Source organism: Paraflavisolibacter caeni (genome assembly GCF_025628885.1).
In the GTDB taxonomy this organism is placed as follows: Bacteria; Bacteroidota; Bacteroidia; order Chitinophagales; family Chitinophagaceae; genus Flavisolibacter; species Flavisolibacter caeni.
This window is the reverse complement of sequence record NZ_JAOTIF010000001.1, coordinates 447722-469804: the sequence shown is the minus strand read 5'-3', so window position 1 is coordinate 469804 and position 22083 is coordinate 447722. Positions and strand designations below refer to the sequence as shown.

The following is a 22083-nucleotide window of genomic DNA, read 5'->3' as shown; positions in this document are numbered from 1 at the left end:
CTCCTATTCAGGTTCAGATTACCTCTTCAGAAAAAATTCCAGTACAAAAAACAGTAGCATGCTCAATACCATCAACAATAAATAATTACCTACCAGTCCGCTTTGTAGCCAACGCAACTGGCGGCCTCCGTAAGTAACCAACTTCCCTACTCCATTTACCAATGCATCAATGCCAAGTTTTTCAAAATAGTTGTTGGCAATACCACCCAACTTATTTATTGGCTTCGAGACTAAGGTATCATACAATTCATCAACGTACCATTTGTTTTCCAGCACCTTTCCAAATGCTGTATATTTTTCTTCCTTGTAGGTTCTGTAACGCATCCACGCAATTAATATAGCGATGATAGCGATACCTGTTGTCAGGCTCATCAACAGTATTTCGGTGGAATGTTCAATATGGTGAGTTGCTGATGGAACGACAGGTGAAAGGAATGCAGCCAACTTTTCTCCTCCATGTGTAAATACTTCAGGCACTCCTACAAATCCGCCGATAATAGAAAACACCGCCAGAATAACCAGGGGAACGGTCATTGCTGCAGGGCTTTCATGAACATGGTGCCGCTGTTCTTCATCTCCCCGGAAACCACCATAAAATGTGATAAACAGCAGACGGAACATATAAAATGCCGTTAACGCCGCTGTAATCAACCCAATAGCATATAAGAATTTATTGTGTTCGAACGCACTTAATAAGATCGCATCTTTTGAAAAGAAACCAGAGAAAGGAGGAATACCAGCAATAGCGATGCAACCAATCAGGAAAGTCCAGTAAGTAATTTTCAACTTATTCTTCAACCCGCCCATAAAACGGATATCTTGTTCTCCGCTCATTGCATGTATCACACTACCAGAACCTAGAAACAACAAGGCTTTAAAGAAGGCATGGGTCATCACATGGAAAACCGCGGCAACATAAGCTCCGGTTCCTAAAGCCAGGAACATGTATCCAAGCTGGCTGACTGTTGAATAAGCCAGCACTTTCTTAATATCATTCTGTTTCAGAGCAATGGTTGCTGCCAATAATGCAGTAGCCGCGCCAATGATGGCAACAATATTTTGCGTCAGGGGTGCAGCTGAATACAAAGCGTTACTGCGGGCGATCATGTAAATACCTGCTGTTACCATTGTTGCCGCATGAATTAATGCAGAAACTGGTGTCGGGCCGGCCATGGCGTCTGGCAACCAGGTATACAATGGAATCTGGGCACTCTTACCAGTGGCACCAACAAACAACAAAATTGTGATTCCAATGATATCTGAAGATGAAAGCTTTCCTACGTTGGCAAACACTTCTGTATAATTAGCAGTTCCCAATTTTGCAAATAACCAGAACACAGCCAACAAAAAGCCCAAGTCACCAATCCGGTTCATGATAAAGGCTTTGTTTGCCGCATTATTGTAATTCGTATTCTTAAACCAATAGCCAATTAATAAGTAAGAGCACAATCCCACGCCTTCCCAGCCGATGAACATGATTACATAGTTTGCACCCATAACCAGGAGCAGCATTGAGAACACAAAGAGGTTCAGATAGGAAAAATACCTTCCGAAATGTTCTCTTTTTTCTTCATGCATGTAAGAGGTAGAATATACATGGATAAGAAAACCTACTCCCGTAATGATCAGCAGGAACAATGTGGAAAGCTGGTCAATTTGGAATGCAAAAGGAATTTTTAAAGTGCCGGCTTGAATGAAGTTAAAATAATGAATAGGCGTAGTGGAATAACTCCCATTAAAAAAGATCATCAGGCTAATAATAAAAGATACCAGGACGGTACCGCATCCAATGATGCCAATCAGACCCTTTGATAAATACTTCCTTCCAAGGCCATTGATTAAAAAGCCAATAAAAGGTAGCAGTGGAATTAGTGCAATCAATTTATTCATACTCCCAATCCGATTTAGGCGGAAAGTTTATTAACACTCCAGGTAACTGGAAGTGTGTTCTTGTTAAGTAAACTATTTTCTATTTTATGAACTCATATGTTCCGCCCCTGGCGGATAACAGCTTAGTGCTTTAACCTGTTCAGGAAATTAACGTCAATTGAATGCGTATTTCTAAACATCATAACGATAATCGCAAGCCCAACACTAACCTCAGCCGCCGCTACCACCATGATGAAGAATACAAATAATTGACCGTCGCTCCCGGCTAATGGATCCTTTGCAACATTTGCTATATGATGCATTTTGGAAAATGACACCAGTAAAAGGTTAACCGCATTCAGCATCAGCTCGATACACATAAAAATGATAATGGTATTCCTGCGGGTCAACACCCCCACGATACCAATTACAAATAATGCGATCGATAGAAATATGTAATATTTAATATCCATTGTATAATATAAAAGAACCTTTAATCAATGCTACCTACAATAAAATGGCGACTACTTCTGACATCTGCCATCTCTCTATTCGTCATTCCTATCATTCTTTCTTACCAATTACCACAGCCCCTACCATCGCACTTAAAAACAAAATACTGCTGATTTCAAAAGGCACTACATATTGGTTGAACAAGACCTTACCCAGGTTCTGTATTAACCCTATTTCACCGGAAGTCAAGTCAGCCATATGTGTTTCTGTCTTGCGCAAAACAGCAATCAGTACCAAAAGCAGGCAGCCGCCGGACACGGCACTTGCAAGTTTTAACCATTTGCTTTTTTGTGGTTCCGTATCCTTGCCTAGATTCATCAACATGATCACAAACAGGAACAATACCATGATAGCACCAGCGTAAACAATAATATTTACAATGGCCAGGAATTGCGCGTTCAATAAAATGTAATGACCAGAAATGCAGAAGAATGTAACGATCAGCCATAAAACACTGTAAACAGGATTTTTACTGGTGATCATCATCAGCGCACTGAAAAGCGCGACAATAGAAAGAGTCCAGAATAGTATTTGAGTGATGCTCATTATGCGGTTAGTTCTTTTATTTAATGTCCTTGCCAATTGTACCTTTCGCCTTGGCGTATTCTTCAGGTTGTGTTACAGGGTTAGGTATTAACAAATCCTCTTTTTTATAAATAAACCCTTCCCTGCCATAATTCGCTGGTGTAAAGGTTTGAGTTAAATAAATGGCGTCCTTTGGACAGGCTTCTTCACAAAAGCCACAGAAAATACAGCGCAGCATGTTGATTTCATATTTAGCTGCGTATTTCTCCTCCCTGTACAAATTCTCTTCACCAGGCTGACGCTCGGCGGCTTCCATGGTGATTGCTTCAGCTGGGCAGGCTACGGCACAAAGGCCACAGGCAGTACAACGTTCACGGCCTTCTTCATCACGGTTTAAAATTTGTACGCCCCTGAAAACAGCCGAAAATGGACGCTGTTGCTCAGGATAATTGATCGTTGGTTTCTTTTTAAACAGGTGACTGAATGTAATGCCCATTCCTTTAATGATCGAAGGAAGATACATTTTCTCCATGGCCGTCATTGGCCTGCGATCTACCTGTTTTGATCTTTTTGTTAATGCTTGCATATAGATACAGCTTTTAGCTATTTGCCACGAGCTGCCGGTTTTAATTAAAAGGTTCGCAAAATTATATTGTTTCTAGCAATAGCCAACTTTATTACTAAGCAGTAAAATAGGCTGGGCTTCAGTTTTATCGATTCAAAAGCAAAACTACAACTGCAGTAAGCAGCATATTCGCCAGTGCCAAAGGCAACAACTTTTTCCATCCAAGATTCATCAATTGATCGTAACGGAAACGGGGAATAGTCCAGCGAATCCACATAAAAAGGAAAATAAACAGGACAGCCTTCAACATCAAAACGCCAAATCCAACAACGCCTACCCACCATGCATTACCCCAGGCACCTTCATTCACAAAAGGAATATCATATCCTCCAAAGAAAAGTGTAGCCATAATCACACTGCTGATAAACATATTGATGTATTCAGCAAACAGGTAAAAGCCCAATTTCATGGATGAGTATTCCTGGTGATAACCAAAATTCAGTTCATTTTCTGCTTCCGGCAAATCAAAAGGAGTTCTGTTACATTCTGCCAAAGCGCAGATAAAGAAGATTAAAAAACCCAGCGGTTGGTATATAATGTTCCAGCCATGTTGTATTTGCTCTTGAACAATAACACTCAATCGCAAAGAACCTGAAATCATCAGCACTGCAATAAGAGCAAGACCCATTGCCAGTTCATATGAGATCATCTGTGAGGCGCCCCTGATTGCGGCAATTAATGAAAACTTGTTGTTCGATGCCCATCCTCCTATCATAATTCCATACACACCAAGGCTTACCACGCCAAATACATAAAGAATTCCAATATTGATATCTGCAATCTGCAATGGCACCTGGCGACCGGCAATCTCAATAGTTGTTCCCCATGGAATCACTGCGCTGGTCATGGTTGCAGTGATCATTGCCAGCATTGGCCCAAGAATAAAGAGGAATTTGGACGAAGCTAAAGGAATGATCTCTTCCTTCATAAATAACTTTAATCCATCAGCCATTGGTTGGAGCAAACCGAAAGGCCCGGCCCTGTTTGGCCCGCGACGATCCTGTAAAAATGCAGCGATCTTCCTTTCTGCATAAGTACTGTACATTGCTACTACCAGGGCTATCGTTACGATAGCGGCAATAAGTATGAATTTTTCAAGGACAATAAACCAGTCAAATTGCAACAGGTACATAATTAACCCCCATCCTCTAAGAGGATTTATTTTTGATAATGTCTAGTAATGAACACTTTTATATGAAATGGCTTTAAATTCAAGGTGTTTCAGGATTTGTAGAATCCGTTCCTTTCGGATTGGCTCCCTTTCCTGCTTTCAAATCAGTAGGATTATGCCCTACAGCCATTTGATTGCCATTAAAAGTCTGGCCAGTTGCCGGACCTTGAATTTCGTTCAGGTCAACAGTATTCACATCACTTATTGAATGAATATCCATCAACAACTTCGGCTGTCTGCCGTCCATGACAGATGTGAAAGTTTCTTTCGGCTTCACAACATTCACATAATGGCCGGCATTGATCACAGAATGCCTGTCCAGTCTCGTGGGGCCCTCAATTACCCAATCACTTACTTTCTTTTTTTCAAAGCGGCATTCATTACAGATCCAGTCTTCTACTTCACCCCATTGATCCTTGCGGGCAGTTACCCTCAGCACATCATCCCCCCTCATCCATAATCTAACTTTCCCCTTACAAGTAGGGCAGTCACGATGAGCATCTACAGGTTTTGTAAACCATACCCTGTTTTTAAACCGGAAAGTACGGTCAGTCAAAGCACCAACAGGGCATACATCAATGACGTTTCCAATAAATTCATTGCCCAGGGCTTTCTGAATGTAAGTGGCTATTTGTGCATGATCTCCTCTGTCCATAACACCGTGTTCCCTATTGCCTGCAACCTGGTCGGCTGTATAAACACAACGGTAACACAATATGCAGCGCGTCATGTGTAGCTGGATATAAGGACCTATGTCAATACGCTGGAAAGTCCTGCGCTTAAACTCATAACGGGTAACCTCCGAACCATGTTCATAGCTCAGGTCCTGCAAGTCACATTCACCGGCCTGATCGCAAACAGGGCAATCCAACGGGTGATTGATCAGCAGAAATTCCACGACCCCCTTGCGGGCTTCCAAAACAGCAGGGTTTGTTATATTCTCTACTACCATTCCATCCATCACAGCGGTACGGCAGGAAGCCACAAGTTTTGGCATTGGCCTTGGATCAGCAGCAGAACCTGCAGCTACCTTTACAAGACAGGTACGACACTTTCCGCCACTGCCCTGCAACTTGCTATAAAAGCACATGGCTGGCGGCACAACATCACCACCGATCTTGCGGGCAGCCATTAATATGGTAGTGCCTGGCTCTACTTCAACAGTGATATTGTCTATGGTTACTTTCAATAATTTTTGTTCCATATCCCTGATCCGCTTAAACCGCGGATTTGATTTTCATATTATTTCTTTATTGCTAGAACATTGATCATATACCTGCAATTGCTTCAGCAGGTTTGATAGGATCTGCATAATGAGCCAATCCGAAATTCCTGATCTGTGCTTCATCCGGATGTGTAACATGCCACTCGAATTCATCGCGGAAATGACGGATAGCAGCGGCTACCGGCCAGGCTGCAGCATCTCCCAACGGACAAATAGTATTGCCTTCTATTTTCCGCTGTATATCCCACAGCAGATCAATATCGCTCATCTTACCCTTACCATTTTCAATGTTGTTCAGGATCTTTTCCATCCAGCCGGTTCCTTCACGGCAGGGTGAACACTGTCCACAACTTTCATGACGGTAAAACCTTGCTAATGAGAAAGTATGACGCACAACACACTGATCCTCGTCCAGGACAATAAAACCGCCAGAGCCCATCATAGTCCCCGTGGCAAAGCCGCCGTCGGCCAGGCTTTCATAGTTCATCATCCTTGTTTCTCCCTTTGCCGTTTTCAACAGCAAATTAGCCGGTAAGATCGGAACGGAAGATCCGCCCGGAATACAGGCCTTCAAGCGCTTACCATTGGCAATACCACCACAATATTCATCACTGAAAATAAATTCTTCTACAGAAATGGTCATATCGATCTCGTAAACACCAGGTTTATTCAGGTTGCCACAGGCAGAGATCAGCTTGGTTCCGGTCGACTTGCCTATACCAATTTTAGAATACTCTTCAGCCCCAATATTCATGATCGGCACTACTGCTGCAAGGGTTTCAACATTATTGACAACGGTGGGACTGTCCCACAAACCTTTTACAGCCGGGAATGGAGGTTTGATCCGTGGGTTACCTCTCTTTCCTTCCAGGCTCTCTATCAGTGCAGTTTCTTCACCGCAGATATAAGCCCCGGCACCACGTTGTACGTAGATCTGGCAATCAAAGCCGCTGTTCAAAATGTTTTTACCCAGCCAGCCAGCCTGGTTGGCTTCTGCAATGGCTTGCTCTAAAATGTCTACTATCCAAGCATACTCACCTCTTATATAAATATAGGTCCTGTGCGAACCCAAAGCGTAAGAAGAAATGATGAGTCCTTCAATAAGCAGGTGTGGGATGAACTCCATGAGGTAACGGTCCTTGAAAGTTCCTGGCTCCGACTCATCGGCATTGCAAACCAGGTAACGGGGCACCCCTTCAGGTTTGGCCAAAAAACTCCACTTTAAACCGGTAGGAAAACCAGCTCCACCGCGACCGCGCAAACCACTTTTCTTGACTTCTTCCACAATGTCTGCAGGCGACATTTTAAATGCCTTCTCCACAGCAGCATATCCGCCATTTTTCCGGTAAGTATCATAATAGCGGATACCTTCAATATGTGCTTTATCTAGTAATAATTTTCGACCCATATATACTATCTCTAAAGAGAAGTTTTAACGATTAAACTCACAAAGAATCTAATAGTTAAATATTTATTTTGTTATTATATATTTTTAGCTCTTTGGCGCAATCTTCACAGCCTGTCTTGCCCATATCCGCCATTTACCGTTTTCTTTTTTCCAAACTTGTAATATGCCGAGATTTAGCGGGGTTTCCACACCTTTTTCATCTACACTGATCGCACGAAAATTATGACGTACGATTGCCGTCTTTTTATCTACATCAATGCTTAACCTTTCAAATTCACTGTTTTTATAAGTTGTCTTGCTAACAGCTGCATTATGAACCATTTCTTGCTTTTTCTCCAGGTTACCACCGGAATGCCCATAGGTAACCCTGTCACTTACCAGGTCATTCAGGGAGTTACTGTCTTTTGTAGCAAAAACAGCATTGCTTAATGCTTCTACCCTTTTCCAAACTTCCTCATCTTTTGATTGTGCTGATGCTCCGAAGCAAATGATTAAAAAGGCGGCTATCAATAAAGATCTCATAGTGTATCTATTAAATGGTGGTTTTTATCAGTTTTGGAATCATACCATCTCCAAATCCCTAAATCTCCAAATCAGCAATACCCTAGTTATTCGCTGCAGCATTCTGCCTGCACTCCTCAACGATCTGGTCTATTCTTTCTTTCGTCAGATGCTCTTTGAAGTATTTACCCATTTGCATCATGGGTGCATAGCCACAGGCACCCAGGCATTCAACAGTTTTCAGGGTAAACAACCCGTCTGCCGTAGTCTCCCCCACCCCTATATTCAGCTTCTCTTTGATATAAGCAATAATTTCATCGCTGCCACGCAACATACAAGGCCCTGTTTGGCAAACTTCAAATACATATTTACCAACAGGTTTCAAATGATACATACTGTAAAACGTAGCTACTTCATAAACTTCAACGGGCTTTAATTGAAGCAGCTCCGCAACATAATCCATTGTTTCCGGGCTAAGCCATCCCCACTCTTCTTGCGCCAGGTGCAAAACTGGGATCAAAGCACTCTTTTGCTTTCCCTCCGGGTAACGGGCTACAATTTCTTGTACTTTACTTAGTTTTTCTTCTGAAAATTTCACTTTTTCAATTTGAAAATTTGAAAACTCTTTTAATGATCTCAACTTGTTTCGTATAAGGGATCATCTCATTTCCTAACCGTCCATCTCTCCTGCAATCAAATTCAGGCTACTCATCACAATAATAGCATCACTAAGCATACTGCCTTTTACCAATTCTTCAAAAGCCTGGTAATATATAAAGCAAGGACGCCGGAAATGCAAACGGTATGGGCTTCTGCCTCCATCGCTGATCAGGTAAAAACCCAATTCACCATTACCGCCTTCTACGGAATGATATACTTCACCTGGTGGAATATCAGTTTCACCCATCACTATTTTAAAGTGATAGATCAAGGCTTCCATTTTGGTATAAACGTCTTTTTTCTCCGGCAGGTAATACTCTGGAACATCAGCATGAAACACGGTTGCTTCTTCACCCTTAAAATCCTGGATCTTTTGGTAGGCTTGTTCTATGATGCGTAGCGACTGCCACATTTCCTGGTTGCGCACCAGGTATCTGTCGTAACAATCACCGGTTGCACCTACAGGTATCTCGAAGTCAAAATCCTGGTAACTACTGTAAGGAGTATGAACCCTCACATCATAGTCAACACCGGCAGCACGAAGATTAGGACCAGTAAAGCCATAGTTCAATGCCCGCTCAGCACTGATCGGACCAGCACCAATTGTACGCTCCATGAATATCCGGTTGCGGGTAAAGAGATTTTCAAATTCTCTTAATACCCCAGGGTACTCCTTTAAAAACTTTTCAAGTTTGGTAAAGGCGATATCGTTAAAGTCCCTTTCAAAACCACCAATTCTTCCAATATTGGTAGTCAGGCGGGAACCGCACACTTCTTCCCAAATTTCATAGATCAACTCCCGGTACTGCATTACATATAAGAAACCAGTATATGCCCCGGTATCCACACCCACAATAGAATTACAAATCAGGTGATCGGCTATACGGGCCAATTCCATAATAATTACCCGCAAATAGTCAACCCGTTTGGGAGTATGAATGCCTAAAAGCTTTTCACAGGTCATATGCCAACCCATATTGTTAATGGGCGCAGAGCAGTAATTCAGGCGGTCTGTAAGAGGAGTGATTTGGTAGAGAGCTTTGCGTTCCGCAATTTTTTCAAAAGCACGGTGAATATAACCTACTGTTTGTTCCGCACTTACGATCCGCTCACCATCAAGCTCTAAAATATTTTGAAACACACCGTGGGTAGCTGGGTGGGTAGGCCCTAGATTGAGCCTTGTAGTGGTGGTTTCAATGCTTCCTTCCGGAAGACTAATATGTTTATCTGTTATCATGAACCTAGTTCTCCAAAGATATTTTTATACAACCTGTCCCCCTTCCGGAAGATTAGGATATTCTGTATGATGCTTATCGTCAGCTTGCTTGTTGCCAAATCCCATACTTCCGCCCCTGCCAAACATTTCATCATCCTTATCTATACGGGTTTGATCTTCAAGCGGGAATTCTTTCCGCTGGGGGAAATAGTCCATTTCATCTACATTCTGGATGCGTTTCAGGTTGGGATGCCCAACAAAATTAACCCCGTAAAAATCATACGCCTCACGCTCCTGCCAGTTTGCGGTGGAAAATACCCCCGTTGCTGTATAAACATCGGGTTGATTGATATCAGTAAACACTTTAAAACGAATTCTTAAGTTATCTTCCAGGTTGTGCAGGTGATAAACTACAGCCAGTTCCCGGCCCTTGTAAGCAGGGTAATGTACAGCTGCCAGGTCAGTTAAGAACCTGAATTTCAACGTTTCATCATCATATAAGAAATTCAGTAATTTCAGGTTCATTTCCTTAGGCACCTCAAATGTGAGCATACCATAAGGTTCTTCAAAATTGGTAACCTGGTCTCCGAACTTTTCTACCAGCTTCTGTTTTACTATTTCGTTTGTCAGTGACATGGATTGATTTTTCCCTTAGCTGATTTGCTAGTTATTGTATTCCGTAACTTTCTAATAAATGCTTGTACTGCTCGCCATTCCTGCGACGGATACTTTCTTTTCCAATGAGGTCTTGAATACGCATCACCCCATCAATAATGGCTTCTGGTCTTGGTGGACAGCCGGGCACATACACATCTACAGGTATAACCTGGTCAATACCCTGCAACACACTATAACTATCGAATATGCCACCGCTGCACGCACAGGCACCAACAGCCATAACCCAACGGGGTTCTGCCATTTGCAGGTAAACCTGGCGAACCACTGGTGCCATCTTCTTTGCAATAGTCCCCATTACCATCAGCAGATCGCACTGGCGCGGCGAAAAGCCCACACGCTCAGAACCAAACCTGGCTAAATCATAGTGAGAGGCCATGGTAGCCATGAATTCAATACCGCAGCAGGAAGTAGCAAATGGTAAAGGCCAAATGGAGTTTTTCCTTGCCAACCCTACCACATCGCTTAGCTTAGCCGCAAAAAACCCTTCTCCTTGGTATCCTTCTGGCATATTTGCGACACTGATGTCCTCTACCAGGGGCTTTTGATTTATATTAAACGCTACAGGACGAGCCATAAATACCTCCAAACCTTAAAGGAGCATTGCGTTAACTCCTGATCAGGTAATTTCTTTTGTTGTTAATAAATAAATTAAGAACCTTCTTTCTATAACCATCCAATTCCTCCGCCTCAGGCGGACTCGGGCACTAATCTTCCCAGTCCAGGGCGCCTTTCTTTATGATGTAGATAAAACCACAAAGAAAAAAGCCTACAAACATAACTACAGCCCAAAAACCGCTCCAACCCAAACCTCTGAAATTCACCGCATAAGGATAGAAAAAGATCACTTCAACATCAAATAACACAAAAAGAATGGCTACTAGGAAATATTTAATTGCCATTGGCTGTCGCGCTTCACCATGACTTTCTATACCACTGGTGAAAGTTTGCAGTTTGTCCGAAGTGTGACGTTTAGGACCTAGTAAGTGGGTAACGACCATCAATAGGCCAATGAGCCCGACTGCAAAAAGAAGCTGTAATCCAACCGGTAAATAACTTTCAACACTATTCACGTCGGTAACGGCCTTCGTGAGATTCGCTTGTAAAAAATGGAGCATATTGTTCAAATCGCATGCAAAAATAAGTGAGTATTCGTAATCTTTCATTTAATATTTTGACGGTTTTATGACACCAAAAAACCCTCCGTTAACGGAGGGTTTTTCTATATTTTCTCAAAATTGGTCAAAATGGCATATGAACAACCTTGAACTTCGACTTTTAAGGCTAAACCTACTTACCGGTGGTCTTCACCTTCCCTTTCTCTGATTTGTTCTTTGTATCAGGTTTCTTAGCGGGCGCAGCAGGTTTACTCAAAAGACTAATATACTTCTGAAGATTTGCATTTTCCGGATCGAACTCCAATCCTTTTTTAAAGTAAGTTATCGCAGCATCCTTATCTTTCTTGACATTGTTATGATAACCGCCAAGATAACCTGCAGCTTCTACACCATAAGTCTTAAACTTTACTTTATCCTTTGCGGCAACGTTCAACAGTTGCTCATAAGCAGGAATAGCCAAACCTTGCTCCATCGTTGTATCCATCTGCGCTAGAGAACGAGCACTCCACAAGTGTCCGTAAATGCTGTCCGGAGCAATGCCAATATACATTTTTGAAATACTGTCGGCTTTCGCGTAATCACCACCTTGGTAATAAGGCACCGCAATATAAGAGATCAATTCTGTTGGGTTAGGCTGGGCCTTTGCAGAATCTCTCAACTGGTAAGACAATAATCTCAGATCAGCTTCATACGCTTTCTTACCAGCAGCCTTGAAACGCTCGATGCCTGCATTTAAAATTTTTAACTGGTTAGCCAGTACACTATCCATAGTAACAGCCTTGTAATAGCTTTCTCTTACGATAGCTGGATTATCCTTTCCGCAGGCATCTGCCTGTAAAATATAATCATTACCAGCTATATCTTCCTCTTTCGCCTTAGCAAAGAACTGACCTATATATTGACATGCAGTTGCAGAATCACCTTTTTCTACATAGCTGTAGCTAAGCAAACGGAAAACACGGGGGTTTACTTTTTCACCAGCAGTAGATACAATTTGTTTACCTACACTGATAGCTTCATCATATTTCTTTTGAACAAAAGCTGTTTGCGCTTTGATATAATCATTTCCAACACTTGGATCTGAGCTGGAAAAAAATTTGTTTGCATACTCTTCTGCCTTGGCAAAATCTTTTTGATATAACAGGTAATAATAATACAGTTCCTGGTATGCAGGCGCAAACTTGGGATCGGCAGCAAGAGCCTTATTCAGATTCTCCGTCACGATATCCCAGTTTTGCTGTGTTTTGTATAATGTAGCCATGCGGTAATATGGCTCAGCAAACTTTGGATCCAACTGCGTTGCCTTCATATAATTGGTAATCGCCTGACCACCATTATGTTTTTTACGGTAAGCATCGCCAAGCGCCAAATAGATAGTAGCATTAGTCGGAGCTATTTTTGCCGCATCATTCAGTTTTGAAATGGCATAATCCAGGTCACCATGCTTGTCTTTTTCTGTATATGCATCAACATTTGCACGGGCAATTGCAATTAATACATTAGGATCCTGACCTTTCTTGCCCTTGCTCTGGGTAATAGCAGTTTCAAAGCGCTGCCTGGCTTCTGCAGCTTTGCCTTCTGACAGTTCCACTTGACCCATACCTGCTAAAACCAATGGAGCATTGCCATTAGCAGCTAAAGCCTTTTCATAAACACCGCGGGCATCAGAAACGTAATCTTGATCAAGATAAGTTCGTCCCAGCCAATAAACAGCCTCTAGGTTATTGGGATTGGAAGCAACCATTTTTTCGAAAACAGATTTAGCACTCTGGTATCTTTCAGCATAAATGTGATTGATACCATCCTGTACACTTTGAGCAAATGCCTGAATGGACAAAAGGGCAGCAAAAAATAAAACTATTGCTGATTTCTTCATTGTGATTTTTCTTTTAAAGATGATAAAAAATTTGAACAGGTAAACTTTGTAATTGTTAAGATTATTCTCTCAAAGTAGCAGGCCTTACATTAAATGATAGTTTAGCAGGTACCAGGAAAGCTCTTCTAAAAATAAGTTGTCCTCGTTGCCCACTTAAAAAATTGGCAAATCCTTTACCCAGGCCTACATTCCTTTCTTTTAATGTATAAACCAAATCTCGTACCATTGGGTAACGCCGGGCATAGATATTTGCCTGATAGGGCTGAACATATCCACCGGGATTGTCTGTACTTTCTATATGCGCAACCTTAACTTTTTCCAAAAAAGACCTTTGTAAAGAGTCCTGGGGATTCCCAATCCAACTAACCCCGATAAAACCCACAGCATCCTTGTTTTTGGACACATAATCAATTACGCCTTCACTACTGCGGGCAGCTACTACATTACTACCCAACTGATCACCCCGCAGTACGGAATCGATTACAAACCGCACAGTGCTGGTAGCCTTCACTCCATCAAAAACCGGTACCAAACTCTTCTTCAGATTACCTTTTAGCAAATCTTTAATTTCTGCCATAGTAAACATTGAATCAGAAGAAGCAGGGTTTACAATGACAGAAATGGCATCATAGGCTATGGTCATCTTCCTTGGCATCAGCTTTAAGGAGTCTGAAAAAAAGTTCTCCTCAGCCTCTGTGTACCCTCTTGTTGCAATGACCATACGAATGCTATCTACAGCAAAATCCTTCAGGCATTCTGCCTCTGGCTTATAATGAACAATGATTTTAGCATTAGGGTAAGATGATTCAAATACTTTTATTTGCGAGTCAATTACCGGCTGAAATGATTCATCGGCGCTGACATGGATGGTGCCTTCTTCTAAGGTTTCACCTGGTTCATTTGATGTGTCTGACCCACCACAGCTAGAATTGAAAAATACTACAGCCGCCAATAAGCAGACCAATTTTATCTTTTGCAAAAAATTCATGGCTCTTTATCTAAAATAATTCTTCTTATACCCCCTGTAAATTCTCCAACCTCCGTACGCTATAAATATAAGCCCGATCAGCTTGTCCATGGCTGAAGGCTTTCTTGGAAATATATTGATATCTAAAATATCATATAACATAAAATACAATCCTATCAAAAAGAATACTGTTCCCATCCCATAATCTAAAATAGAACGCATCAACGAAACCTGCTTTCTTTTTTCATTTTCATAATCATTCATAATAATATTTGCTATTGCCTGTTTAAATATCGCTCTTCCGGCAAAAAAAGCAAAATAACAATTTTTCGCCTAAAGATTTTATTGCAGCTATATAAGCGCATCCTTTCTAAACATGATGGATAGTGTACTAATGAGCTGCAAATTACCAAACACCTCATCAATAAATAAACTGAACGGTACATAAATTAATATTTAATATTTATCGGTAAGCTTATTGTTGAGATGCATTGAAAAGCAGTTTCCATAAAAAAATCTTCATCTCGTAAGTTTGCAGCATGAAAATTTTGATGGTTTGTTTGGGTAATATTTGCAGGAGCCCTATGGCTGAAGGTATCCTGGAGCACAAAGCCAAAAAAGCCGGACTGAACTGGGTAATAGAAAGCGCAGGCACAAATGGCTACCACATAGGTGAGCCACCACACCGACTATCCCAAAAAGTAGCCAGGCTGAATGGCATAGATATATGCCACCAGCGGGCAAGGCAGTTCGTTCCGGAAGATTTTGACCGCTTCGACAAAATATATGCTTTGGCAGATGACGTGCTGGATGAAATTCGCTGGATCGCAGGCAAAAAATTCAACTCCTCAAAAGTTGATCTGCTGATGAATGAACTCCAACCAGGTAAAAACCTTTCTGTTCCCGACCCTTGGTATGGCACTGAACCAGGTTACCATGAAGTATTTAAAATAATTGATGAGGCATGTGAACAGATCATCAGCAAATATGCTGACGTGAAAATGAACAAATGACCTCACCTGAATTTGATTTTTCTACTATTGATTAATGAATCTTAAATAATGGCTAAACCAAATATTCCGCAGGGAACAAGAGACTTTGGACCCGAAGTAGTTCGTAAAAGGCAATATATTTTCAATACAATTAAAAGCGTCTTCGAGTTGTATGGTTTTCAACCTTTGGAAACACCCGCCATGGAAAACCTGGATACCTTAATGGGAAAATACGGTGAGGAAGGCGATAAGCTGATCTTTAAAATCTTAAACAATGGCCTGGATAACCCTGCTAAACACCAGCAAGCTAAAGAAGATTTTGAAAAAGTGCTCCAGGGCAAAAACACCAAAGGCATCACGGAAAGAGCATTAAAGTATGACCTGACGATACCTTTTGCGCGTTATGTAGCAATGAATCATGGACAGCTCACCTTTCCGTTTAAACGCTATCAGGTACAGCCCGTATGGCGCGCCGACCGGCCACAAAAAGGTCGTTATCGCGAATTCTACCAGTGCGATGCGGATGTGGTGGGCAGCAACTCCCTGATCAACGAGGTAGAGTTCGTCAATATTTACCACCAGGCGTTTATAAAGCTAGGCCTCACCAATTACGACCTGCGCATCAACTCACGTAAAATATTAAGCGCACTTTCTGAATTATGTGGCGGTGCCGATAAAATGACTGACATTACCATTGCTATTGATAAATTGGATAAAATCGGCCTGGATAAAGTAAAAGAAGAATTGAGCCAGAGGGGATTAAATGGTGATCAAATAAGCATAATTGAAAACTATCTCAACATCAATGGCAGCAATGAAGAGAAACTAACACAAATCAAAACGCTCCTCGCCAATTCAGGTACAGGCAAAAAAGGCATTGAGGAAATTGAATACGTCCTCACCAGCTCAACTCAAAACTCCAACCCTCAAACTGTTAACCTTTCTATCGACTTTACCCTCGCCCGCGGCCTCAACTATTACACAGGCATCATCTTCGAAGCCAAGGCCCCGGCAGAAGTAAAGATCGGCTCAATTGGCGGTGGCGGTCGTTATGATGACCTGACTGGACTGTTCGGTGTTCCTAATGTTCCCGGCGCTGGTATTTCCTTTGGAGTAGACAGGATATATGACGTATTGGAAGAATTAAAACTCTTTCCGGAAACCGTTGCCCAGGGCACAAAAGCCCTGTTCTTCAACTTAGGATTAGAAGAAAGTAAAACCGCTTTTCGGTTACTGCAGCAGGTAAGACAAGAAGGCATTGCCGCCGAGATATTCCATGAACAAGCAAAAATGGACAAGCAGTTTAAATATGCCGAAAAGAAGAACATTCCATACGTAGTGATCATTGGCAGTAAAGAAATAGAAGAAAAAATCTGCGCTGTAAAAGACCTGCAAAAAGGGGAACAGCAAAAAATACCTTTTGAAGAATTAGCTACTTTCTTGTCTAAATAAAAACTTTGGTTTAACGGCTTCAATCTCCATATTGAAGCCGTTAAACTGCTTCATAAATCACACTCGCCCCCTGCCCTACCCCCACACACATGGTAGCCAACCCATATTTACTGCCCCTGCGCCTCAATTCATGCAATAAAGTAGTTGTCAATCGCACGCCACTACACCCCAACGGATGTCCTAAAGCAATAGCACCCCCATTCACGTTTACGTTTTGCAGATCGATACCCAACTCATAAATACACGCAATCGATTGGGAGGCGAAAGCCTCATTCAGCTCAATAAGGCCAATGTTTGCTATCGATAAACTTGCCCTTTTCAATGCCTTTTGTGTCGCGGGGACAGGACCGATACCCATAATAGCAGGATCGACACCGGCAACAGCCATTGAAATCACTTTTGCCAAAGGTTGTAAACCATATTTTCGAACAGCACCCTCACTTGCGAGCAATACGGCCGCAGCCCCATCATTGATGCCGGATGAATTCCCGGCTGTTACTGTTCCATCTTCTACAAAAGCAGGTTTCAAGGAAGCCAGCTTTTCCATTGAAGTTTTCCGGGGGTGCTCATCAGAATCCACCCATTTTCCCGTAGCATCAATTTCTACTCCTATCATTTCTTTTTTCCATTTTCCCTTTGCTAAAGCAGTAAAATATTTCTCCTGGGATTGCAAGGCAAATTCATCCTGTGCTTTTCTGGATATCTTCCATTTTTTGGCTACATTTTCAGCAGTTTCACCCATACTATAAGGATAATGCAAACTGGTCAGCTTATCATTCTTAAATCTCCAGCCTAGAGTAGTATCTGCCACCTCTACAGTACGCTGGAATGGAGCTTCAGCCTTTTCCATTACAAACGGTGCCCTGCTCATACTTTCCACACCACAGGCTATAATCAGTTCGGCATCTCCACACATGATCTGCCTGGAAGCATCCATGATAGCCTGCAAACCAGAAGCACATAAACGGTTAACAGTATTGCCGGCCACAGTTACCGGCAAACCGGCCAGTAAAGCAGCCATTCTTCCAACATTACGATTGTCTTCCCCTGCCTGGTTAGCATCGCCGGCAATAACATCCTCAATTTCACTAGGATCAACTCCTTTATTCCGCTCCATCAAAGCTTTAATTACATGAGCAAGTAAATCATCCGGTCTAACAGTACTTAAAACGCCTCCATATTTTCCTATGGGCGTCCGGACTGCATCAATTACATATACATTTCGCATGGGGGAACGTTTAATGGGTTTAATCAGCTTAAATATAACTTAGGTTTTCCTAAAGTTACTGTTAACTACGCGTTCCCTTCCCCGCCTCTTGGTATCTTTGCAGAATGGTAAAAACTGCAAGCAAAAACATCAGGCACTTATCGATAACCGAACTGGAACAATACTTCGAAGCCATAGGCGAAAAGAAATTCCGGGCTAAACAGGTGTGGGAATGGCTTTGGCAAAAAGGGGCACAAAGCTTTGCCGACATGAGCAACCTGAGTAAAGACCTGCGCCAAAAGCTGGGCGACAACTTTTTTTTGCCTGCTATTACCATGGATGCCACTCAATACAGCGAGGACGGCACCATTAAAACCCGTTTTAAAACCCATGAAGGGCATTTATGCGAAGGCGTATTGATCCCAACGGATAGCCGCAATACGGCTTGCGTTTCTTCCCAAATTGGTTGCTCCTTAAGTTGCCGCTTTTGTGCTACTGGCTATATCGAAAGAAAACGTAACCTTGACTTTGACGAGATCTACGACGAAGTTGTTCTATTGAACAAGGAAAGTGAAAAAATATATGGAAAGAAACTTTCTAACATTGTGTTTATGGGAATGGGTGAACCGCTGCTGAACTATAAGAATGTGTTAAAAGCTATTGAGCGGATAACTGCAGAAGATGGATTAGCCATGAGTCCTCGCCGCATAACTGTATCCACTGCTGGTGTAGCAAAAATGATCAAACAGCTTGGAGATGATCAGGTTCGCTTTAAACTGGCTCTTTCACTTCATGCCGCTAACGATACGAAGCGTAATGAGATCATGCCCATCAATGAAACCAACAACCTGAAAGCAATAGTGGATGCGCTGAATCATTTTTATAAGCAAACAAAAAATGAGATCACTTTAGAATATATTCTCTTTAACAATTTCAACGACAGCAAAAAGGACGCTGACGAACTGATCAAGATCTATCGCCAGGTGCCTGCCGACCTGGTAAATATTATCGAATACAACCCGATCGACTTTGCTAAGTTCGAAAAACCTTCCGAAGAGCGCATGTCAGAATTCATGAGTTATCTGGAGAAAAATAAAGTCAACGCCCGCCTGCGCCACAGCCGCGGTAAAGACATCGACGCCGCCTGCGGTCAATTAGCGAATAAGGGCTAATACCCCCGGTCCGCCTTAGGCGGAGAGGACAGCGCTGCGTAGCCTTGGCTGTATTATAATATTTATAAATAAAGCCCTCAATTAAAGTGAGGGCTTTATTTATAAAATAGGTTTTGTGCGCTGATGCTCCCCGCTTAAGGCGGACTGGGGATGAGGCCAGGGTATTAACCTTATTTAACTATTTAGTTTAAACCTCAGCAGTTTAATCCCGTCTATTATTCTTTCACTATTAAAAACAAAATAAAAAGATATGAAAAGAATAATCTCCGGCGCGCTCATCTTGGCAATTACAATAGGCTCGGCCCAGGCACAAACTACTCGGGAAAAACATGAAGGCCATAAAAAAGAGTACGGGATGGCTTACGACCAGTTGAATCTATCAGCTGACCAAAAAACAAGTGTGAAAAAGGTCAATGAGGACTTTAAAATGAAAATGGATGATTTGAAAAAACAGGACAAGCTGACTGTCGCTGAAATGAAACAACGCAGGCAAGACTTACAGGAACAACACAAGACCCAAATTCAAGCAATCCTGACTCCTGCTCAAAAAGACCAACTGGCTAAAATGAAAACAGATAGGAATTCAATCAATGAGGAAGACACAGGAAGATTGAATAATAATGGCAAAGCCTTCGGGAAAAAAGGTAAAGATTTGCAAAAGGAATTGAATCTTTCAGATGACCAACAGGAAAAAGTTGCTCAGATCCGCTCCAGTTATAGGACTAAAATGCAGACCCTCCGCAACGACAGTTCAATATCCCAGGATCAAAAAAGAGAGAAGATGCAGGAACTGATGAAGCAACAACAAGAAGAACTGAGATCCGTTTTAACAAAAGAACAGTTCGAAAAAATGAAGTCCGCGCGCCAGGAACAAAGAGCACGGAATACGAAATAACTTTCTTTAAACTATTGATTCCAAACAAAAGGCCGCGCTGTGCACGGCCTTTTCTATTTTTGTGCATATATTTTAAAGAATGAAAAAACAATCAGGGTTTGAGAAATTCATCAAGGGAAAGAAAAAAGCTGGGACTGTAAAGGAAGAAATCAGGCAGGAAAAAAGAAAGTTGCGCAAAGAAATTGAAGAAAAAAAGAAAGATAGATTCAAATTCCAGAATCCGGAATACAAACCTCAACAAGAAGGAAAAGGAAGTTCACGCTTTACCATAAAAAAAACAAAAACATCAAGAGACCAAAGCGAAAGACCCGAAAGAAGAACGTCTTCAAACTTCAGAACACAGAGCTCAAAATCAATGCATAATGCATCTGAGCCTGTGAAAAAAACATTTGGAGCAAAAAAGCCGGATCTTAAAATCACAAAAACACAAAATCAGCAATCCGACCAGATGCCTCTGAACAAATACATCGCCCATTGTGGTGTATGTTCACGCAGGGATGCCGCAGAAGTGGTGAAAAGCGGTAAAGTAAAGGTAAATGGAGAACTGATCACCGAACCAGGCCACAAGGTATCACTCGATGACGCAGTAATAGTAGCAGGTAAAAAAGTTCACCCGGTAAAAAACCTGGTGTACATCCTCCTGAATAAACCCAAAGACTATATCACAACCACTGATGACCCCCAGAAACGTAAAACCGTTTTAGACCTGATCAACCAAGCTACCCAGGAAAGAGTATATCCTGTAGGAAGGTTGGATAGAAACACATCTGGAGTACTGTTACTTACCAACGATGGAGACCTCTCTCAAAAATTGACCCATCCCAGTAATGAAATCAGGAAAATATATGCCGTCACATTGGATAAACCATTAGAGAAAAAGCATTTTGAAGAAATCCTGAAGGGTGTCACTTTAGAAGATGGCGTTGCCAATATAGATGTTCTTGCTTATTCTGACTCGAAAGACAAAACGCAAATCGGAGTAGAACTGCACTCCGGGCGCAACCGCATTGTTCGCCGCATATTTGAACACTTCGGCTATGATGTCAAAAACCTGGACAGGGTAATGTTTGCCGGCCTGACCAAAAAAAACGTACAAAGAGGAAAATGGCGATTCTTGAGTGAAAAAGAAGTAAGAGAACTGAAATACTTTAGAAAGGGAAAATAATAACAGCACTAGTGAACATCAAAAATTCGATTATACAGGAAACGGATGATTTCATTGCAGTCAACAAACCTTCTGGTATGTTGACCATTCCGGACAGAGAAGGAAAACCTGCCTTAAAGAATTTCCTCCAACAGGCATACGGGGAAATTTATACCGTACACCGCCTGGACAGGGATACTAGTGGCATTGTGGTATTTGCACGAAATGAAGATACGCATAAGCAACTCTCCCAATTATTTGAAGGCCGCGAAGTGGAGAAATATTACCAGGGACTGGTACAAGGAAAACTATTAAGTCTTTCGGGTACTATAGATGCAGGGATCATGGAGCATCCTGTAAAAAAAGGAACCATGGTGATTAATAAAAAGGGGAAAGCTTCGGTAACAGACTATGAGGTGTTGGAAAGCTTTCGTTTTTTCAGTTGGATGAAATTCAGGATTCATACTGGCCGCACCCACCAGATCCGTGTACATATACAGAGCCTTGGTCATCCTATCGTCTGTGATGAAGTGTACGGTGACGGCAAACCAGTCTTTATTTCTTCCATTAAAAAGGACTATCACCTCTCAAAGAACGAAGAAGCCGAAAGACCTATTCTGTCTCGTCTTGCCTTGCATTCCTGGAAACTGAAGTTTACACTTAATGGCAAAGAATACGAACTGGAAGCAGAATTGCCAAAAGATCTGAGAGCATTGTTGCAACAACTGCGAAAGAATGCATAATAAAACTCCGGTAAAGGCAGGTTTAGCCAATCAGTAAATCATTCTTTAACAATTAACCCTCAATGTGCAAAAAGAATAAAACTCTTTGCACATTGAGGGTTTACCTTTTAGAGAACTGTTACCTCCTAT

General features: G+C 41.9%; 23 protein-coding genes. 6 read left to right on the top strand and 17 right to left on the bottom strand.

The genetic code is table 11. The annotated features are described in order from the left end of the window. Positions 1-18: 18 nt before the first annotated feature. The 16 genes from nuoL to OCK74_RS01960 form a co-directional block, all read right to left on the bottom strand. Entirely contained in the window at positions 19-1890 is a 1872-nt protein-coding gene (gene nuoL, locus OCK74_RS02035) for an NADH-quinone oxidoreductase subunit L (protein ID WP_279295315.1), read from the bottom strand. A gap of 122 nt (positions 1891-2012) precedes the next feature. Then, positions 2013-2342: an NADH-quinone oxidoreductase subunit NuoK gene (nuoK, locus tag OCK74_RS02030; RefSeq protein WP_279295314.1), complete on the bottom strand. Its 330-nt coding sequence runs from the start codon at positions 2340-2342 to the stop codon at positions 2013-2015. 91 nt (positions 2343-2433) lie between these two features. After that, on the bottom strand, positions 2434-2928 hold the full coding sequence (locus OCK74_RS02025; protein ID WP_279295313.1) for an NADH-quinone oxidoreductase subunit J family protein: 495 nt from the start codon (positions 2926-2928) through the stop codon (positions 2434-2436). 16 nt (positions 2929-2944) lie between these two features. Continuing rightward, positions 2945-3493 (bottom strand): NADH-quinone oxidoreductase subunit NuoI, encoded by a 549-nt coding sequence (nuoI, locus tag OCK74_RS02020; RefSeq protein WP_279295312.1) that lies wholly within the window; start codon positions 3491-3493, stop codon positions 2945-2947. 124 nt (positions 3494-3617) lie between these two features. After that, on the bottom strand, positions 3618-4664 hold the full coding sequence (gene nuoH / locus OCK74_RS02015; protein WP_279295311.1) for an NADH-quinone oxidoreductase subunit NuoH: 1047 nt from the start codon (positions 4662-4664) through the stop codon (positions 3618-3620). 79 nt (positions 4665-4743) lie between these two features. Further along, on the bottom strand, positions 4744-5907 hold the full coding sequence (locus tag OCK74_RS02010; protein WP_279295310.1) for an NADH-quinone oxidoreductase subunit G: 1164 nt from the start codon (positions 5905-5907) through the stop codon (positions 4744-4746). A gap of 64 nt (positions 5908-5971) precedes the next feature. After that, positions 5972-7336, bottom strand: a complete 1365-nt coding sequence (gene nuoF / locus OCK74_RS02005) for an NADH-quinone oxidoreductase subunit NuoF (RefSeq protein WP_279295309.1) — start codon at positions 7334-7336, stop codon at positions 5972-5974. An 84-nt stretch (positions 7337-7420) separates the two neighbouring features. Beyond that, a complete protein-coding gene (locus tag OCK74_RS02000) occupies positions 7421-7858 on the bottom strand; it encodes a nuclear transport factor 2 family protein (protein WP_279295308.1) in 438 nt (145 codons plus the stop codon). 82 nt (positions 7859-7940) lie between these two features. Further along, complete coding sequence (nuoE, locus tag OCK74_RS01995) at positions 7941-8435, bottom strand: NADH-quinone oxidoreductase subunit NuoE (RefSeq protein WP_279295307.1); 495 nt, start codon at positions 8433-8435, stop codon at positions 7941-7943. A gap of 72 nt (positions 8436-8507) precedes the next feature. Beyond that, a complete protein-coding gene (locus OCK74_RS01990; protein ID WP_279295306.1) occupies positions 8508-9734 on the bottom strand; it encodes an NADH-quinone oxidoreductase subunit D in 1227 nt (408 codons plus the stop codon). A gap of 24 nt (positions 9735-9758) precedes the next feature. Further along, the gene (locus tag OCK74_RS01985; protein ID WP_279295305.1) at positions 9759-10349 is read right to left on the bottom strand and encodes an NADH-quinone oxidoreductase subunit C; all 591 of its coding nucleotides are present in this window, start codon (positions 10347-10349) and stop codon (positions 9759-9761) included. Positions 10350-10380: 31 nt separating this feature from the next. Continuing rightward, positions 10381-10965, bottom strand: coding sequence for an NADH-quinone oxidoreductase subunit B (locus OCK74_RS01980; protein ID WP_279295304.1), 585 nt, complete (start codon positions 10963-10965; stop codon positions 10381-10383). A 130-nt stretch (positions 10966-11095) separates the two neighbouring features. Continuing rightward, entirely contained in the window at positions 11096-11554 is a 459-nt protein-coding gene (locus tag OCK74_RS01975; RefSeq protein WP_279295303.1) for an NADH-quinone oxidoreductase subunit A, read from the bottom strand. Between the two features lie 124 nt (positions 11555-11678). Continuing rightward, positions 11679-13382: a tetratricopeptide repeat protein gene (locus OCK74_RS01970; protein ID WP_279295302.1), complete on the bottom strand. Its 1704-nt coding sequence runs from the start codon at positions 13380-13382 to the stop codon at positions 11679-11681. Between the two features lie 61 nt (positions 13383-13443). Further along, complete coding sequence (locus OCK74_RS01965; RefSeq protein WP_279295301.1) at positions 13444-14370, bottom strand: PstS family phosphate ABC transporter substrate-binding protein; 927 nt, start codon at positions 14368-14370, stop codon at positions 13444-13446. A gap of 6 nt (positions 14371-14376) precedes the next feature. After that, the gene (locus tag OCK74_RS01960; RefSeq protein WP_279295300.1) at positions 14377-14613 is read right to left on the bottom strand and encodes a hypothetical protein; all 237 of its coding nucleotides are present in this window, start codon (positions 14611-14613) and stop codon (positions 14377-14379) included. A gap of 275 nt (positions 14614-14888) precedes the next feature. Between OCK74_RS01960 and OCK74_RS01955 the strand changes: the two genes are divergently transcribed. Then, positions 14889-15362, top strand: coding sequence for a low molecular weight protein-tyrosine-phosphatase (locus tag OCK74_RS01955; RefSeq protein ID WP_279295299.1), 474 nt, complete (start codon positions 14889-14891; stop codon positions 15360-15362). A gap of 48 nt (positions 15363-15410) precedes the next feature. Beyond that, complete coding sequence (gene hisS / locus OCK74_RS01950) at positions 15411-16793, top strand: histidine--tRNA ligase (protein ID WP_279295298.1); 1383 nt, start codon at positions 15411-15413, stop codon at positions 16791-16793. 40 nt (positions 16794-16833) lie between these two features. Here the strand turns inward: hisS and OCK74_RS01945 are convergent, their stop codons facing one another. Beyond that, positions 16834-18021 carry a thiolase family protein gene (locus OCK74_RS01945; protein ID WP_279295297.1) on the bottom strand — a complete coding sequence of 396 codons (1188 nt, stop codon included), beginning with the start codon at positions 18019-18021 and terminating at the stop codon, positions 16834-16836. Positions 18022-18125: 104 nt separating this feature from the next. On the opposite strand from OCK74_RS01945, the gene rlmN reads away from it, so the two are divergent. From rlmN to OCK74_RS01925, 4 genes are all read left to right on the top strand, one after another. Continuing rightward, positions 18126-19172 carry a dual-specificity RNA methyltransferase RlmN gene (rlmN, locus tag OCK74_RS01940; RefSeq protein WP_279295296.1) on the top strand — a complete coding sequence of 349 codons (1047 nt, stop codon included), beginning with the start codon at positions 18126-18128 and terminating at the stop codon, positions 19170-19172. 250 nt (positions 19173-19422) lie between these two features. Continuing rightward, the gene (locus tag OCK74_RS01935; RefSeq protein ID WP_279295295.1) at positions 19423-20067 is read left to right on the top strand and encodes a hypothetical protein; all 645 of its coding nucleotides are present in this window, start codon (positions 19423-19425) and stop codon (positions 20065-20067) included. 79 nt (positions 20068-20146) lie between these two features. Beyond that, on the top strand, positions 20147-21232 hold the full coding sequence (locus OCK74_RS01930; RefSeq protein WP_279295294.1) for a pseudouridine synthase: 1086 nt from the start codon (positions 20147-20149) through the stop codon (positions 21230-21232). Positions 21233-21243: 11 nt separating this feature from the next. Further along, positions 21244-21954, top strand: coding sequence for an RluA family pseudouridine synthase (locus OCK74_RS01925; RefSeq protein ID WP_279295293.1), 711 nt, complete (start codon positions 21244-21246; stop codon positions 21952-21954). The last annotated feature ends 129 nt before the right edge of the window (positions 21955-22083 follow it).

Excerpts from the sequence above, each read along its gene's own strand:
- nuoL (WP_279295315.1), bottom strand. The coding sequence starts at position 1,890 with ATGAATAAATTGATTGCACTAATTCCACTGCTACCTTTTATTGGCTTT.
- nuoK (WP_279295314.1), bottom strand. The coding sequence starts at position 2,342 with ATGGATATTAAATATTACATATTTCTATCGATCGCATTATTTGTAATT.
- OCK74_RS02025 (WP_279295313.1), bottom strand. The coding sequence starts at position 2,928 with ATGAGCATCACTCAAATACTATTCTGGACTCTTTCTATTGTCGCGCTT.
- nuoI (WP_279295312.1), bottom strand. The coding sequence starts at position 3,493 with ATGCAAGCATTAACAAAAAGATCAAAACAGGTAGATCGCAGGCCAATG.
- nuoH (WP_279295311.1), bottom strand. The coding sequence starts at position 4,664 with ATGTACCTGTTGCAATTTGACTGGTTTATTGTCCTTGAAAAATTCATA.
- OCK74_RS02010 (WP_279295310.1), bottom strand. The coding sequence starts at position 5,907 with ATGGAACAAAAATTATTGAAAGTAACCATAGACAATATCACTGTTGAA.
- nuoF (WP_279295309.1), bottom strand. The coding sequence starts at position 7,336 with ATGGGTCGAAAATTATTACTAGATAAAGCACATATTGAAGGTATCCGC.
- OCK74_RS02000 (WP_279295308.1), bottom strand. The coding sequence starts at position 7,858 with ATGAGATCTTTATTGATAGCCGCCTTTTTAATCATTTGCTTCGGAGCA.
- OCK74_RS01990 (WP_279295306.1), bottom strand. The coding sequence starts at position 9,734 with ATGATAACAGATAAACATATTAGTCTTCCGGAAGGAAGCATTGAAACC.
- OCK74_RS01985 (WP_279295305.1), bottom strand. The coding sequence starts at position 10,349 with ATGTCACTGACAAACGAAATAGTAAAACAGAAGCTGGTAGAAAAGTTC.
- OCK74_RS01980 (WP_279295304.1), bottom strand. The coding sequence starts at position 10,965 with ATGGCTCGTCCTGTAGCGTTTAATATAAATCAAAAGCCCCTGGTAGAG.
- OCK74_RS01975 (WP_279295303.1), bottom strand. The coding sequence starts at position 11,554 with ATGAAAGATTACGAATACTCACTTATTTTTGCATGCGATTTGAACAAT.
- OCK74_RS01970 (WP_279295302.1), bottom strand. The coding sequence starts at position 13,382 with ATGAAGAAATCAGCAATAGTTTTATTTTTTGCTGCCCTTTTGTCCATT.
- OCK74_RS01965 (WP_279295301.1), bottom strand. The coding sequence starts at position 14,370 with ATGAATTTTTTGCAAAAGATAAAATTGGTCTGCTTATTGGCGGCTGTA.
- OCK74_RS01960 (WP_279295300.1), bottom strand. The coding sequence starts at position 14,613 with ATGAATGATTATGAAAATGAAAAAAGAAAGCAGGTTTCGTTGATGCGT.
- OCK74_RS01955 (WP_279295299.1), top strand. The coding sequence starts at position 14,889 with ATGAAAATTTTGATGGTTTGTTTGGGTAATATTTGCAGGAGCCCTATG.
- hisS (WP_279295298.1), top strand. The coding sequence starts at position 15,411 with ATGGCTAAACCAAATATTCCGCAGGGAACAAGAGACTTTGGACCCGAA.
- OCK74_RS01945 (WP_279295297.1), bottom strand. The coding sequence starts at position 18,021 with ATGCGAAATGTATATGTAATTGATGCAGTCCGGACGCCCATAGGAAAA.
- rlmN (WP_279295296.1), top strand. The coding sequence starts at position 18,126 with ATGGTAAAAACTGCAAGCAAAAACATCAGGCACTTATCGATAACCGAA.
- OCK74_RS01935 (WP_279295295.1), top strand. The coding sequence starts at position 19,423 with ATGAAAAGAATAATCTCCGGCGCGCTCATCTTGGCAATTACAATAGGC.
- OCK74_RS01930 (WP_279295294.1), top strand. The coding sequence starts at position 20,147 with ATGAAAAAACAATCAGGGTTTGAGAAATTCATCAAGGGAAAGAAAAAA.